This is a genomic window from Roseitalea sp., from assembly GCF_984466335.1.
Map to the genome: position 1 here is coordinate 26,424 of NZ_CFIFWG010000001.1, position 13,988 is coordinate 40,411.

The window sequence follows — 13,988 nt, forward strand, 5'->3', positions numbered from 1 at the left end:
ATCCTCAGTCATCGCCGCCACCGGGCAGATAGGTCTTGATGATCGCATCGGTTTGGGTGTGACGCTCCGCGACAAACACGGTGTTGGACGGCGTATGCCGCCACCATTCGGGCATTACGCCAAGCGGATTGGGCGCGAAAAACAGATGCGCGATCAGGCGCTCTTGATCGCCGTCATCGGTGTTGCGCACCGGCCTGAGATATTCGAACTCGGTGATGTTACGCGCGCCATTGACCGGGCATGTCAGCAGTTTCATTGGTTGATCCTCAATGGCTTGCGGCGGTGGCACCCATCTCGTTGAGCAGCGCGAAATTCTCGAACCGGGTCAGATCGAATGGGTGCAGAATGTCAGGCACCTTACCGGTGGCGATGGTCTCGGCCATGCGCTTTCCCGCGACGGGTGTGGCCTTGAACCCCCAGGTGCCCCAACCGCAATCGAGCCAATAATTGTTCAGCGGTGACGCACCAATGATCGGGCTGTAATCGGGCGTCATATCAGTGATTCCGGCCCATTGGCGCAGCACCTTGATGGTGTGCAAAAACGGAAACAGATGGATCGCACCTTCGGCCAGATGCTCCTTCTGGTCGAGTGTCGAGCGGGTCGATGCAAGCTGATAGGGATCGGAGCCGCCACCGATGACGATCTCGCCACGTGAGGATTGTACCAGATAGGTGTGCAGGTTCGCCGAGGACACCAGTGTATCCAGGAACGGTTTGACAGGCTGGGTGACCATGGCCTGCAATGGAAAACAACGGATCGGCAGATTGATGCCCGCCATTGCGGCGATCTGGCCGTTGAGCCCCCCGGCCGCCTGCAACACTTGCCCGGCGTGGATGCGACCACGGTTGGTGTCGATATGAGTTACGCGGTCGCCCGTGGTCGCGATCGCCTGGACCTCGGTCCGTTGATGGATTTCGACGCCCTTTTCGGAGGCGCGTTTGGCGTAGCCCCAGGCCACCGCATCATGGCGTGCTGTGCCGCCGTCGGCATGCCACAGACCGCCTATAACCTCATGCTGCCCGCCAATATCAAGGTTCAGATGCGGACACAGTTCGCGCACCGTCTTGACATCAACGACCTCGATCCGCGCACCCATGTGTTGCCCCATCGCAGCGCGCAGATGGAAGCTGCGCAGCGTCGCCTCGGAGTGGGCGAGCGTGAGTTGGCCGCGCTGCGAAAACATGACGTTGAAACCCAGATCGTTCGACATGGTTTCAAACAGCGAGACACCTTCGCGATAGAACCGGATCGAGGCGGCCGTCAGATAGTTCGAGCGAACGGTCGTCGTGTTGCGGGCCGTATTGCCGCCGGCCAGATAGCCTTTTTCCAGAACCGCGACATCGGTGATATTGTGGGTGTTGGCCAGATAGTAAGCCGCTGCCAGCCCGTGGCCACCGCCGCCGATGATGACCACATCGTAGCTCTTCTTGAGGTCCGATGTCGGCGGGATATCGCCAAAGGGACGGTGTTTTAAGCGCAACCCGTATTGGAGAAGAGAAAACGGCATGGCGGGCTCACGTGGGTCTTGCCGGCAAGCGTCGCTTATTTGCCCTTGCGAGCAAGCAATCAATCCTGGCCCACTGACATAAAATCTCTTATGTCCGCATAATGCAATTGGAGTTGAAATGCGCCATCTGCCCCACCTGGTGTATCTGCAGGCATTTGAGGCCGCCGCCCGCCACCGCAGCTTCACTAAGGCCGCCGCCGAACTCAATTGCACCCAGGCCGCGATCAGCCAGCGTGTCCGCGCGTTGGAGCAATTCCTGTCACGCCCGTTGTTTGAGCGCCGCAGCAACGGGCTGGAGCTGACGCCACTGGGCCAAGCCTATCTGCCCGGCATAAGCGAGGCGCTCGATATGGCCGAAGCTGCAACCCAGGGGCTGATCGGCACACGGACCAACCAAACCGTCACACTGTCGGCGCCGATCTCATTCGCCACTGCCTGCGTCGCGCCGAAGCTGTCTGCTTTTCAGGTCCTTCACCCCGACATTGAGGTGCGCATCAACAGCACTATCTGGACTGATCCCAATGTTGATCTGGCCGACCTCAGCGTGGTCGTGATGGATGCGGCGCAGATCAGCTCGGCCATGGTGCCGCTTGGCTCCGACCAAATTACACTCGTGTGCCGTACCGGCGAGGCTGACGGTCTGGCCGCAACCGATCTGTCGGAGTGGATCAACACGTCCCAGCTGATCCATGTTCAGGGCAAGCATCAGCTTTGGCAGCGCTGGGCCACTGCCAAAGGTATTGTGCTGGCGCCAACCGTCGCGGCAATCAAGGTGGACAATGCCAGCCTCGCGCTCGAAATCGCGTCCCGCTCGGGTGGATTGGCTGTCACCTATCGGCGCCATTGCGCAGCCTTCATCACCGATGGTCGACTGGTTGCGCCCGTGCCACCCGATGAGCCCGTGTCGCTGGTCCACACGCTGATCGCCAATCCGCAGCGGCGCGAAACCGCCACCGTGCGCTTGTTCAAAGACTGGCTGTCAGGAGAGTTCGGGAGCGTCACCGCCAAGTGACAGGCTGAGCCCGCCGCTGAACACGGCCGGCTCGGAAAACAGGACGGTCTGCACGCGCGCCTTCGTCAATTCATAATGCAAGGTCGCCAGGCTGTCGGCCGCTTCAACATCCTGCGCCTCGATGGCCGCATAGATGGCCCGATGCTGACGGATCGTCTCCTTGAGATGGCTGGCGAGCCTGTCATCGCCTCTGGTGTTCGGCGTGTTGGCAAAACAGGCGCGCGCAAGCCGGATCGTTCCGATCAGAGCCTGATTGTAGAAGGCGGCAAAATAACGGTTGCGCGCCGCATCGGCGATGGCATTGTGAAACGCAAGATTTGCTTCGGAACGCTCAACACCATTGCTTGAATCGGTGGCCGTCTCAAAACGCAGCATGTCGCGCTCGATCGCATCCAGATCACCCCGCGTCCGGTTTTCCGCCGCCAATCGGTGGATCATGCGACTGGAGATCAGCAGCGCGTCGTAGAGTTTCGGCATGTCATCAAAATCGAACGGCGCCACCTTGGCCTTGCGCCCGTCGCGCACCACAAGCCCATCGGCGATCAGTTGAATGATGGCCTCGCGTATCGGCGTTCTGGAAACACCCAGCGTTTCAGACAGCTCGGCTTCATCAAGCATCTGACTGGGTCGCAACTCCAGCCGCAGGATCGAATCCCGCAGCCGCCGCGCAACCTTGACACCATCTCTTTCGACCACATCGAGCCCTGCCTTTGCTGAGTTGTTCTCTATGCGAAACTAGCGCTTTTGGCATTCGAAATTTTTCGCTTGCAATTTCAGTATACAAAATGGATGCTGAACTACAAAGCTGGAATGAGCCTGCCCTTGCAGAGCAATAGCGACCAGCGGGGAGATGACATGGCCGAATGGATCATCGGCGTCGACGTGGGCGGCACTTTCACCGACTTCTCGGCGCGTAATGCTGCAACCGGCGAGGCTCACATCCACAAACGCCCATCAACGCCCAACGATCCGTCGCGAGCGATTCTGGAAGGTCTGAGCGAGCTGTCGCAAAAGGCCGGCATAGCCGGCGTAGAGATCGCCCGGTTGGCCCATGGAACGACCGTTGCGACCAATGCGCTGTTGCAACGGCGCGGCGGCAAGGTGGCTGTCGCCACCACCAAGGGGTTCCGTGATCTGCTCGAGATCGGGCGTCAGGTGCGCCCCAAGATCTACGATCTGCAAGCCGATGCATCGCGGCCGCTGGCGGCGCGGGAAAGCCGGCTTGAAGTCGACGAGAGGATCGGCCCGCGCGGCGAGGTCATTTCTGAACTTGATGACGAGGACATCGACAGGCTTGTGTCTGAACTCCAAGCGCTCGACGATGTCGAGAGCATTGCCGTCTGTCTTCTGTTCTCGTTCCTCAATCCCGACCATGAGCAAAAGATCGCCAAGGCAATCAAAAAGGCGCGGCCGGACCTTTTCGTTTCGGTGTCCAGCGATGTGCAGCCCGAGTTCCGCGAGTATGAGCGGTTCTCAACCACGCTGATCAATGCATTTCTTCAGCCGGAGGTCGGCCGTTATATCGGGCGCCTGAAGACGGCGGCGGCGGCGGTAGCGCCGCATGCCAAGTTCGGCATCTTCCAATCAAGCGGCGGGCTCATGTCAGCCGACCGCGCATCGGCTTTTCCGGTTCGCACGGCACTTTCCGGCCCGGCCGCCGGCGCGGTTGGCGCGGCAGCCGCGGGCGCATTGTCGGACATCGGCTCAATCATCACGCTTGACATGGGCGGCACCAGCACAGACGTCTGCTTGATCCGTGACGGCAAGACCGAGATCGCAAATGTGCGCGAGATCGCAGGCTTTCGCATTCGTTTGCCCATGGTGGACATTCACACGGTCGGCGCGGGCGGTGGATCGATCGCTCATATCGGCACGGACGGGCTGCTCAAGGTAGGGCCCGAGAGCGCCGGAGCCGTACCGGGGCCGGCCTGCTATGACAGGGGCGGCGCCGAACCCACCGTATCGGACGCGAATGTTGTCCTGGGCAGACTGCCCACCTCGCTTGCAGGCGGCGGTCTGATGCTGAACCGCGACAAGGCGGAAGAAGCAGTGCGCAGGATCGCCGAGCCAATGGGGATTTCGGTTATCAAGGCAGCGCTCGGCATTGTCGGCATCGTCAACTCGAACATGACCCGCGCGATCCGCGCGGTCTCGACCGAGAAAGGCCATGACCCGCGCGCCTTCACCTTGATGCCGTTTGGTGGAGCCGGTGGTCTGCATGTCACCGATGTTGCCGACTCGCTGGGCATCTCCAGGATCATCGTTCCCCTCGCGCCCGGCATATTATGTGCTGACGGTCTGATCGTCTCGGACCTTCAGGAGAACTTCGTCGTCACCTGCCGCATACCGCTTGACGGGCCGCTCGATGCGGTCGAGGCGGCGCTTGGTTCACTCAACGACAAGGCAGATGCCTGGATCGCCGCCGAACTGGACGCCGGCGCAACGGTGCGTCGGTCGGTCACCTATGACATGCGCTATATCGGCCAGAATTATGAACTGCCGGTCAGCCTCGACACCGGTGACGGAGCGCGGGACTTGCCGGGCGCTGGTGGGCTTAAGGAAATGTTCTTCGTCGAGCATCAGCGCAGCTACGGCCATGTCGATCGCGATGCACCGATCGAGATCATGAATGTGCGCCTGAAAACTGAAAGCCCGCTGGGTCAAACCGTCGGCAACATGGCCATGCCCACCGGTCCGGCCGTCATGACTGGCAAGCACGATGTCTGGTTTGCCGAAGACGCAAAGGTCTCGACGCCCATTTACGAGCGCGACAGCCTGCCCGCCGGAACCATGATCGAGGGGCCGGCGATCATCGCGCAGTTCGATACGACCACCGTCATTCCGCCAGGGACCACCGCTACGGTCGACACCGCCCTCAACCTCGCCGTGGAGATCGGATGATGACGGACACGCATACAATCGATCCGATCGCGCTGGAGATCAGTTGGAACGGGCTCAAATCGATCGCCGATGAGTGCTTTCTGACAATCATGCGCAGCGCGTTTTCGACCAACATCAAGGAACGGCACGACCATTCAACGGCCATTGCCGACGCCGATGGCAGGCTGATCGTGCAAGCCGAAAACGCGCTGCCAATCCATCTAGCCTCGATGTCGGGCCTGATGCGTTACATTCTGGATGTCTATGGCGACACGATCGCCCCAGGCGACATTTTCATCGGCAACGATCCCCATGTCGGTGGTGGCACGCACCTGCCAGACATTAATCTGGCCATGCCCGTCTTCCACGGCGATCAGCTGGTCGGCTTTGTCGCCAATATCGTGCACCATGCCGATGTGGGAGGCGCGGCGGTGGGCTCCATGTCGGGCGGGCTGGACGAAATCTACAAGGAAGGTCTGCGCATTCCGATCGTACGGCTTTATCGGCGCGGAGAACTGGTCGACGACATGATGCGGCTGCTGCTTTTGAACATGCGGCTGCCCGAAGAACGCAAAGGCGATCTGAACGCGCAGATCGCGGCAGCCAAGCTGGGCTGCCGGCGGTTGGAGGAGTTTGCCGAGGCCCATGGTTCCAACTATCTGCTGGCGGTCTTTGACGATATCGTGGTGCGCACAAACCGGCGGATGAAGGCCGCCATCCAGAAATTGCCAGATGGCACCTACAGTTTCTGCGATGTGATGGACGATGATGGCCTTGGCACTAGGGATTATCGGATCAATCTGAACATCACTAAGCACGATGACCGGATCACATTCGACTTTGACGGGTCAGACGCCCAGGTGCCAGGAAACTTCAATCTGACACTCAACGCAACGCAATCGGCGGTGTGTTTCGCCCTCAAGGCGCTGCTGGACCCCGATGTGCCAAACAATCAGGGCATCTTTGATGCCATCGAAATCAAAGCGCCGCTCGGGTCCGTCGTCAATTGCGTTGCGCCGGCGGCAGTGGCTCTGCGCGCCAACACGTCCCAACGGGTCGTTGACATCGTGATCGGGGCTTTGGTCGATGCGCTGCCGCAACAGGTGACGGGCGCTGCGAACGGGGCCAACACCAGCGCCGTTTTCGCCGGCAATGATCCAGCAACGGGCAAGCAATATGTCTATCTGGAAACGCTAGGCGGCGGCATGGGCGCCCGAGCGACGAAAGACGGCAAGGATGGGGTGCAGGTGCACATCACAAACACCTCCAACCTGCCGGTTGAAGCCATCGAAATGGAGTATCCGCTGCGCGTCGAAGAGTATGCGCTGGTCGAGGATTCGGGCGGTGCGGGCCAGTATCGCGGCGGCATGGGCATTCGCCGTACCATCCGGCCGATTGGCCATGATTGCGAGTTCAATGGTGTCGGCGAACGCTTCCGCAACAAGCCATGGGGCGTGCATGGTGGCGAGCTGGGCGCCCATGGCCGTTTCTTTATCCGTCGCGACGATGGCGGCGAGATCCCCCTGCCTCCCAAAGCCACCGGCGTCCAACTGATGCGCGACAGCGCAGCAGTCATCGAGACTCCGGGCGCCGGTGGCTATGGCTCACCTAACCTGCGATCGGCCGAGGCGCTTGAACAGGATCGCCAGTCGGGCAAATTTTCCGATGCATATCTGAAGCAGCATTACTCGACTTCAACCGATCTGCGCAAAAGCGGGTCCTAAACTAGGGAGTTCTGAAATGAGATTTGCATCTATGGCGAGCGCCGTTGCGCTTGCGACCTTGGTGGCGACCGGGGCCGTATCGGCGCAGGAAGTCAAATGGGACATGGCCAACGAATATGCCGACACATCCATTCACGGCGAAGCCCAAAAGGTGTTCGGCGAAGTCGCCAATGAGGCCTCCGGCGGCACGATCGTCATCACCCACCATTTCGGCGGTTCGATCGGTTACAAGTCGAAAGAGCATTTTGATGCGGTCGCCGATGGCGCATTGCCCATCGCCAACACCTCGATGGGCCAGGTCGCTGGTATCGAGCCGATCTTCCTTTTGTCCTCGATGCCGTTCCTTGTCGGATCGGCCGAGGATTCCCAAAAGCTCTGGGAAGCCGCCCGGCCGGCCTATGAAGAGGCTTTCGCGCGCAACAACCAGGTGCTGCTCTATGCGTCGCCCTGGCCGCCGGCAGGTGTGTGGGCCAAAAAGCCGATCACCTCGACCGATGAACTGGCGGGCGTCAAGATCCGTGCCTGGGACGCAAGCGGCACCAGCACGCTGATCAATGCCGGCGCCGCCGCAATTCAGATGAGCTGGGCCGATGTGGTGCCACAGCTTGCCGCGGGCGGCATCGATGGCGTTCTGACCTCGGCCGAGGGCGGCACCAACTCCAAGTTCTGGGAGCATCTATCGCATTTTTCGGCGATCAACTATTCGATGTCGCTGAACATGACGCACCTCAACAAGGACGCCTATGATGCGCTGACCGATGAGCAGCGCCGAGCGCTTCACACCGCCGCCGATGCCGCAAGCGAAGCGGCCTGGGGCGCGCTGGCGACACGCGTGGCCGAGAACTTCGCCGAAATGGAAGCCAACGGGATCACCGTGATCGATGACATTCCGGCCGAATTCCTGACCGCTCTGTCGGAGGCCGGCACTGCCGTCTACGATGATTGGCTGGAAAAGGTCGGCCCAATTGGACAGGAGATCCTTGACGATTATCGCGCAAAGCGCGGCTACTGACCAACACGCACGGCATGCGGGCACGAGCGTTTCGTGCCCGCAACATGGCCTGGTTAGGGGACCGAGAATGTTGGCCAGAACACTGCTCAGGGTGAACGACTTTGCCGGCAACCTGGCGACCTGGATATCGGCAGGCCTTCTGGTCTACATCGTCTGCCACATCTCGGTCGAGATCATCGCGCGCGGCGTTTTTTCGACGTCGACCTTCTCGATGGACGAGTTCGTTGGCTACGCTATCGGTTCGATGACCTTCCTGTCGCTGGCGCATACGTTTCGGCATCGCAAACATATCCGGGTCAGCATATTGAAATCGTTCGTGCGCGGGCGCGTCGCCATCGCGGTCGAACTGCTCTGCATCGCATTCACCTTTGCCATCACGCTGTTTCTGGCCCGCTATGTCTGGCGAACGCTGGAACGGGACTTCATGCGCGGGACGGTTAGTCCGACTCTTACAGAAACACCGATCTGGTGGATCGATACGGCCATCTTCGTCGGTCTGGTCTTGTTTATGTCGCAACTTCTGGCGAGCGCCTATCTAGCGATCACCGAGGGCGTGGCGGAAGACGTCGAGGCCGAGTGATGGAAAGTCTGTTCGTCGCTTTCATCATCCTGTTGCTCGTCATGTTCTTCCTGGGGCTTGGCGTTTGGGTGTTTGCCGGTCTCCTGCTTGTCAGCACGACTGGCCTTGTCTTCATGATCGATATGCCGCTGCATCGCATCGGCACAATCATGGCCCCTCTGGTGATCCGCAGCGCAACCTCTTGGGAGGTGGCGGCAATCCCGATGTTCATATGGATGGGCGAGATCATGTTGCGAACTGACATGTCCGACCGCCTGTTCCGTGGCCTGTCACCACTGACCTATCATCTGCCTGGGCGGCTGCTGCACACCAACATTGCCGGCTCGGCGCTTTTTGCGGCGATCAGTGGATCAAGCGCCGCCACCACGGCGACCGTCGGCAAGATCACTATCGGTGAGTTGAAGTCGCGCGGCTACAGCAAATCGCTCACCTACGGCTCGCTGGCGGGCGCCGGCAGCTTAGGGCTTCTCATCCCGCCCTCGATCGTGATGATCGTCTATGGCGTTCTGGCTGAGGTCTCGATCTCACGCCTTTTTGCGGCCGGCGTTCTACCCGGCATCATGATCGCATCGATCTATGCCGGCTATGTCATGATCGTCAGCATGATAAACCCTGAGGTCGCCCCGCCCGATCGCGATAAGCCCGGATTTCGAGACGCGGTGCGCGGGATGATCGACCTGATCCCCATCGCGATTCTGATCTTCATTGTGCTCGGCTCGATTTATAGTGGCATCGCCACGCCGTCTGAAGCGGCCGCTGTGGGCGTGGTTGCGACGCTGTTCATGGCCCTGGCAACTCGGCAGCTCAATCCCAAGATCTTCTTTGGGTCGCTGATCTCGGCTGTGCAAACAAGCTGCATGATCGCTGTCATCCTGATTGCTGCGGCGTTTCTGTCGACGGCCATGGCCTTCCTGCATGTGCCGCAGGACGTTGCCAACGCGATCAGCGCGCTCGATCTGTCGCCCTATGCGCTGATCGCGATCTTGGCGGTCTTCTACATCATATTGGGCATGTTCCTCGAAGGCATCTCCATCACCGTCATGAGCCTGCCGATCACACTTCCGCTGGCCGTGGCAGCCGGCTTCGATCCAATCTGGTTCGGCGTTTTCCTGGTGGTGATGGTGGAACTGGCGCAAATCACACCGCCGGTCGGCTTTAACCTGTTCATCATTCAGGGCCTGACGGGATCGCCGATCATGCGCGTGGCGCTGGCGGCCGCACCATTCTTCATCCTGATGTGCGTAGGCGCAGTCTTGCTGACCATCTTCCCAGAAATCGCCCTTTGGTTGCCGGGCGTCCTGTACGACTAATGCGATGAAAAGACTGCAATCAAAGGCCTGTATCGTCACCGGCGCCGGGGCCGGCATCGGCTACGCCACCGCCATCGCCTACCATCGCGAGGGCGCACAGGTGATCGCGCTCGACCACGATGCGGCGGCGCTGAGCCAACTCGCCCATGACTGTCCCGACATCGGCACGCAGCGGATCGATGTGACTGATGCGGCGGCGGTGCAGGATTTCTTTGCCCAACAAGACCGTATCGACGTTCTTTTCAATTGCGCCGGCATCGTCGCCGTCGGCAGCTTGGTCGACTGCAGCGACGAGGATTGGGCGCGATCGCTCGATATCAATGTCACCGCGCTGTTCCACACATGCCGGGGCACCCTACCCCATATGCGCGCGGCCCGCACAGGCTCCATCATCAATATGGCGTCGGTGATCTCCTCGATCGGTGGCGCGCCGGACCGCTTCGCCTATGGCGCAAGCAAGGCCGCAGTGATCGGCATGACCAAATCGATTGCAAAAGACTTCGCCGCCGACGGTATCCGCTGCAATGCGATTTGCCCATCGGGCGTTGAAACGCCTTCGATGACGGCGCGCATCGAAGCGGTGGACGACCCCGATGCCGCTCGGGCCGCGTTCTCCTCGCGCCAGCCGGTGGGTCGGATGGCGACGCCTGATGAGATCGCCGAGCTGGCTGTCTATCTGGCAAGCGATCTGTCGGCCTTCATGACCGGGAGCGCCGTCGTGATCGATGGAGGAGCCAAACTGTGAGCAGCGCAACATCGGTCAATGCGGCGATCGTCGGCCTGGGCCGCTGGGGCCAGAAACTCGTCACCGCCGTTTCCAACGACGCTGACACGTCGCTGCGGTTCACTCGCGCCATGACACGAACGCCCGCCAGAGCGGCCAACTTCTGCCGCGACCATGCATTACCACTTACCAGTGACTTTGCCGCAATCCTCGCCGATCCTGACATTGAGGCCGTTGTGCTGGCGACGCCGCACAGCCAGCATTGTGCGCAAATCTGCCAAGCAGCAGCCTCTGGCAAGCACGTGTTTGTCGAAAAGCCCTTCACGCTCACCTTGCAGGAGGCACGCGCCGCCGTTGAGGCCAGTGAGCGTTACGGGATCATGCTTGCCGTGGGTTTCAACCGCCGCTTCCTGCCGGCTTACCAGGCGATGGGGCGAGCGTTGGTATCGGGTGTGCTCGGCACAGCACTGCATGTCGAGGGCAACTTCTCCGGTCCGTTCGGCTACGGCTACAGTGATGGTATGTGGCGCGGCTCGGCGGCCGAAAACCCGGCCGGCGGCATGGCGGCGATGGGCATTCACGTGCTGGACGCGATGATCCACTTGTGTGGTCCCGTGCATCGGGTCTCAACGATCAGCAAGCGCCGCGTGCTCGAAGCCAATATCGATGATACAACATCGGTCCAGCTTGAGTTCCGAAACGGCACCACCGGCGCGCTCGCATCGCTCATGGCAACACCGGACCATTGGCGGCTTCACATGTTCGGGTCATCAGGTTGGTCGATGATGCCCGATCAGGAGACGCTTGAAACAAGGCGTCTGGAAGGTGAACCTCAAAGACAAGCCTTTGATCCGACCAACACGCTGGCCATGGAACTGACCGCCTTTGCCGACCATATTCGCGGGCTGACGACATATCCGGTTACCGCATCGGAAGCGCTCGCTGGCGTTGCAGCGATGGAAGCGATCGCCTTGTCTGCCGCGCGCGACGGAGACCGTATCGACGTGGCGACCACCGCATAGAACCATCATCCCGATGGCCGGCCCCGCCAACGCCGGCTGCCCCATCCAACTCTAACGGAAGTTTGCAATGTTCAACCAAGTTCCGGGCCTTATCGACGATGTGCGCGCACGCTTTGCCCATGTCGACACGTGCCCGTTCGAAGGTCCGCGCATCTTTTTTGAAAGCGCCGGCGGTGCCTTGACCCTCAAGTCCGTCGTTGAAACCTCGGCCACCTATGCCGGCTATCCCGACAATCAGGGCCGGGCCAATTCAGCATCAAAAGGGCTGATGGCGGCCATCGACAAGGGCAAGTCGGATGCGCGGCTCTTTCTCAATGCGCCGGGGGGCCAGGTCTTTGTCGGCGAAAGCGGCACTGAGATCCTGTTTCGTCTGATCCGGACCGCAGCGTTTGGCGCGCAACCGGGCGGCGTGATGCTTGGCAGCACGCTCGAACACCCCGCTTCGCGCAGCGCGATGGCCCGCTGGGCAGAAGTCACTGGCCGACCGCATGTTCTGGTGCCTCACGATGACGCCGCCGGCACCGTCGATGCCGAGGCCTATAAGCAGCATCTGACGCCCGACGTTCGCGTTGCGACGATTATCCAGACCTCACCGGTGACCGGTATCGCGGTCGATGTGCCGGCGGTCGCTGCCGCCATTCGTGCGGTCGCGCCGGACTGTTACATCGTCGTCGACGGCATTCAGCATGCCAGTCACGGCCACATCGATCTGGCCGCCTACGACGTCGACGGTTATGCGATCTCGCCCTACAAGGTGTTTTCACGCCATGGCTACGGGCTCGGCTGGGCGTCCGATCGCCTGACCGCGCAGCCCAAGGAGAGCCTTGCCGGCGGTCCCGCCGACAATTGGGAGCTGGGTACCCGCGATACCGGCAGCTATGCCACCTTTTCCAACGTTGTCGCCTATATGGAATGGCTGGGCGCCCACTTCACCGACGACACCGATCGACGCGCAAGGATCGTTGTGGGCGCCGAAGCGCTTTGCGCCTATGAAGACGACTTGATGCAGGCGGTGATGCACGGCACGGGTAACCTGCCCGGCCTTGCCGCTATCGAAGGTGTGACCGTGATCGGCGGCGCCGACAACGCACATCGCGAAGGTGTTGTGTCCCTGACGCTGGATGGGGTGGAAGCGGCGGATCTGGTTGAACATCTGCGCGCCAACGGCATTCGCGCTCATATCCGCAAGGATGATCACTATAGCGGCAACATACTCACACCGCTGGGCCTGACATCGTGCGTCCGCGTCTCCGTCAGCCACTACAACACGCTTGGCGAAGTCGCCCAATTCCTGTCAGCGATGCGCGAAGCACGCGAGCAAGGACGACGGGTACAGCTATAACAGGGCTCATCATCGCAGACGGGTTGGGCCTTGCAGCTTCGTTGACCACGCGGCGTGTGCCGGTATCGATGCGGCAGGTCCGAAGCTGATGGCATAAACGACATCTGGGCAATGGCTTCATGTCGGATCGGCTGTTCGACGAAAAGCCGTTCCGGATTTTGACGATTGATCCTGCCCCAATGAAGTGGTCCTCCGCTATGTTTAGGAAAACGGAGGAAACCCATGTCCAACAAGCGACCGAAGCCAGAAGAGATTGTCACGAAATTGCGGCAGGTTGAGGTCCTGATGGGTCAAGGAATGCCGCGCCTGGATGCGATCTGACAGATTGGCGTGACTGAACAGACGTTCCATCGCCTCCTTTCGATGATGCTGCGCATCATCTGCCGGGCAGTGGGAAGAAGAAGTACGGTGGAATGGGCACAGACCAATCGAAGGAACTGAAGCGTCTTCAGAAGGAGAACGAACGGTTGCGCAAAGCCGTGTCCGATTTGACGCTCGACAAGCTGATCCTGGCCGAAGCTGCAAAGGGAAACTTCTAAGCCTCGCCCGTCGCCGTGCTTGCATTGACCGTGTTCGCAATGAACTCGGAGCGGCGGGCTTGTCGTGTTCTGAGACAGCACCGATCCACACAACGCAAAGCCCCGCTTGGACGTCCAGACGAGGAGCGATTGGTCGCCGACATGATTGAACTGGCCCGGCAATATGGCCGATACGGTTATCGACGGATCGCGGCCATGCTGAGAGATGCTGGCTGGCAGATCAACGACAAGCGTGTGGAAAGGCTTTGGCGGCGGGAGGGGCTGAAAGTGCCAATGAAACAACCGAACAAGGGGCGGCGCTGGCTGAACGACGGATCGTGTGTCCGGCTTCGCCC

At 60.5% G+C, this 13,988-nt stretch carries 12 protein-coding genes and 1 pseudogene; 10 read left to right on the forward strand and 3 right to left on the reverse strand.

Features of this window, described 5'->3' with window-relative positions; genetic code table 11:
• Positions 1–4: 4 nt before the first annotated feature.
• Together AC5E6L_RS00155 and AC5E6L_RS00160 are read right to left on the reverse strand one after the other, a co-directional pair.
• Positions 5–256 carry a sarcosine oxidase subunit delta gene (locus AC5E6L_RS00155; RefSeq protein ID WP_491770409.1) on the reverse strand — a complete coding sequence of 84 codons (252 nt, stop codon included), beginning with the start codon at positions 254–256 and terminating at the stop codon, positions 5–7.
• A 10-nt stretch (positions 257–266) separates the two neighbouring features.
• On the reverse strand, positions 267–1,508 hold the full coding sequence (locus AC5E6L_RS00160) for an FAD-dependent oxidoreductase (protein ID WP_491770411.1): 1,242 nt from the start codon (positions 1,506–1,508) through the stop codon (positions 267–269).
• 118 nt (positions 1,509–1,626) lie between these two features.
• On the opposite strand from AC5E6L_RS00160, the gene AC5E6L_RS00165 reads away from it, so the two are divergent.
• Positions 1,627–2,520, forward strand: coding sequence for a LysR family transcriptional regulator (locus AC5E6L_RS00165; protein ID WP_491770413.1), 894 nt, complete (start codon positions 1,627–1,629; stop codon positions 2,518–2,520).
• On the opposite strand, the gene AC5E6L_RS00170 is transcribed toward AC5E6L_RS00165, so the two are convergent.
• The gene (locus AC5E6L_RS00170; RefSeq protein WP_491770415.1) at positions 2,488–3,216 is read right to left on the reverse strand and encodes a GntR family transcriptional regulator; all 729 of its coding nucleotides are present in this window, start codon (positions 3,214–3,216) and stop codon (positions 2,488–2,490) included. The genes AC5E6L_RS00165 and AC5E6L_RS00170 overlap by 33 nt on opposite strands.
• Positions 3,217–3,375: 159 nt before the next feature.
• On the opposite strand from AC5E6L_RS00170, the gene AC5E6L_RS00175 reads away from it, so the two are divergent.
• From AC5E6L_RS00175 to AC5E6L_RS00215, 9 genes and pseudogenes are all read left to right on the forward strand, one after another.
• The gene (locus tag AC5E6L_RS00175) at positions 3,376–5,421 is read left to right on the forward strand and encodes a hydantoinase/oxoprolinase family protein (protein ID WP_491770417.1); all 2,046 of its coding nucleotides are present in this window, start codon (positions 3,376–3,378) and stop codon (positions 5,419–5,421) included.
• A complete protein-coding gene (locus AC5E6L_RS00180; RefSeq protein WP_491770419.1) occupies positions 5,418–7,124 on the forward strand; it encodes a hydantoinase B/oxoprolinase family protein in 1,707 nt (568 codons plus the stop codon). The genes AC5E6L_RS00175 and AC5E6L_RS00180 overlap by 4 nt, the downstream gene beginning before the upstream one ends.
• Before the next feature lie 16 nt (positions 7,125–7,140).
• Entirely contained in the window at positions 7,141–8,136 is a 996-nt protein-coding gene (locus tag AC5E6L_RS00185; protein WP_491770421.1) for a TRAP transporter substrate-binding protein, read from the forward strand.
• Positions 8,137–8,203: 67 nt separating this feature from the next.
• Positions 8,204–8,716 carry a TRAP transporter small permease subunit gene (locus tag AC5E6L_RS00190; RefSeq protein WP_491770423.1) on the forward strand — a complete coding sequence of 171 codons (513 nt, stop codon included), beginning with the start codon at positions 8,204–8,206 and terminating at the stop codon, positions 8,714–8,716.
• Positions 8,716–10,026 carry a TRAP transporter large permease gene (locus tag AC5E6L_RS00195; protein WP_491770425.1) on the forward strand — a complete coding sequence of 437 codons (1,311 nt, stop codon included), beginning with the start codon at positions 8,716–8,718 and terminating at the stop codon, positions 10,024–10,026. The genes AC5E6L_RS00190 and AC5E6L_RS00195 overlap by 1 nt, the downstream gene beginning before the upstream one ends.
• 4 nt (positions 10,027–10,030) lie before the next feature.
• A complete protein-coding gene (locus tag AC5E6L_RS00200; protein WP_491770427.1) occupies positions 10,031–10,771 on the forward strand; it encodes an SDR family oxidoreductase in 741 nt (246 codons plus the stop codon).
• Positions 10,768–11,772 (forward strand): Gfo/Idh/MocA family protein, encoded by a 1,005-nt coding sequence (locus tag AC5E6L_RS00205; protein WP_491770429.1) that lies wholly within the window; start codon positions 10,768–10,770, stop codon positions 11,770–11,772. The genes AC5E6L_RS00200 and AC5E6L_RS00205 overlap by 4 nt, the downstream gene beginning before the upstream one ends.
• A gap of 67 nt (positions 11,773–11,839) precedes the next feature.
• On the forward strand, positions 11,840–13,114 hold the full coding sequence (locus tag AC5E6L_RS00210; protein WP_491770431.1) for an aminotransferase class V-fold PLP-dependent enzyme: 1,275 nt from the start codon (positions 11,840–11,842) through the stop codon (positions 13,112–13,114).
• Between the two features lie 222 nt (positions 13,115–13,336).
• Positions 13,337–13,988, forward strand: a pseudogene (locus AC5E6L_RS00215) (IS3 family transposase); the annotation flags it as partial.

Excerpts from the sequence above, each read along its gene's own strand:
- AC5E6L_RS00180 (WP_491770419.1), top strand. The coding sequence starts at position 5,418 with ATGATGACGGACACGCATACAATCGATCCGATCGCGCTGGAGATCAGT.
- AC5E6L_RS00210 (WP_491770431.1), top strand. The coding sequence starts at position 11,840 with ATGTTCAACCAAGTTCCGGGCCTTATCGACGATGTGCGCGCACGCTTT.
- AC5E6L_RS00175 (WP_491770417.1), top strand. The coding sequence starts at position 3,376 with ATGGCCGAATGGATCATCGGCGTCGACGTGGGCGGCACTTTCACCGAC.
- AC5E6L_RS00160 (WP_491770411.1), bottom strand. The coding sequence starts at position 1,508 with ATGCCGTTTTCTCTTCTCCAATACGGGTTGCGCTTAAAACACCGTCCC.
- AC5E6L_RS00190 (WP_491770423.1), top strand. The coding sequence starts at position 8,204 with ATGTTGGCCAGAACACTGCTCAGGGTGAACGACTTTGCCGGCAACCTG.
- AC5E6L_RS00185 (WP_491770421.1), top strand. The coding sequence starts at position 7,141 with ATGAGATTTGCATCTATGGCGAGCGCCGTTGCGCTTGCGACCTTGGTG.
- AC5E6L_RS00165 (WP_491770413.1), top strand. The coding sequence starts at position 1,627 with ATGCGCCATCTGCCCCACCTGGTGTATCTGCAGGCATTTGAGGCCGCC.
- AC5E6L_RS00155 (WP_491770409.1), bottom strand. The coding sequence starts at position 256 with ATGAAACTGCTGACATGCCCGGTCAATGGCGCGCGTAACATCACCGAG.
- AC5E6L_RS00200 (WP_491770427.1), top strand. The coding sequence starts at position 10,031 with ATGAAAAGACTGCAATCAAAGGCCTGTATCGTCACCGGCGCCGGGGCC.
- AC5E6L_RS00195 (WP_491770425.1), top strand. The coding sequence starts at position 8,716 with ATGGAAAGTCTGTTCGTCGCTTTCATCATCCTGTTGCTCGTCATGTTC.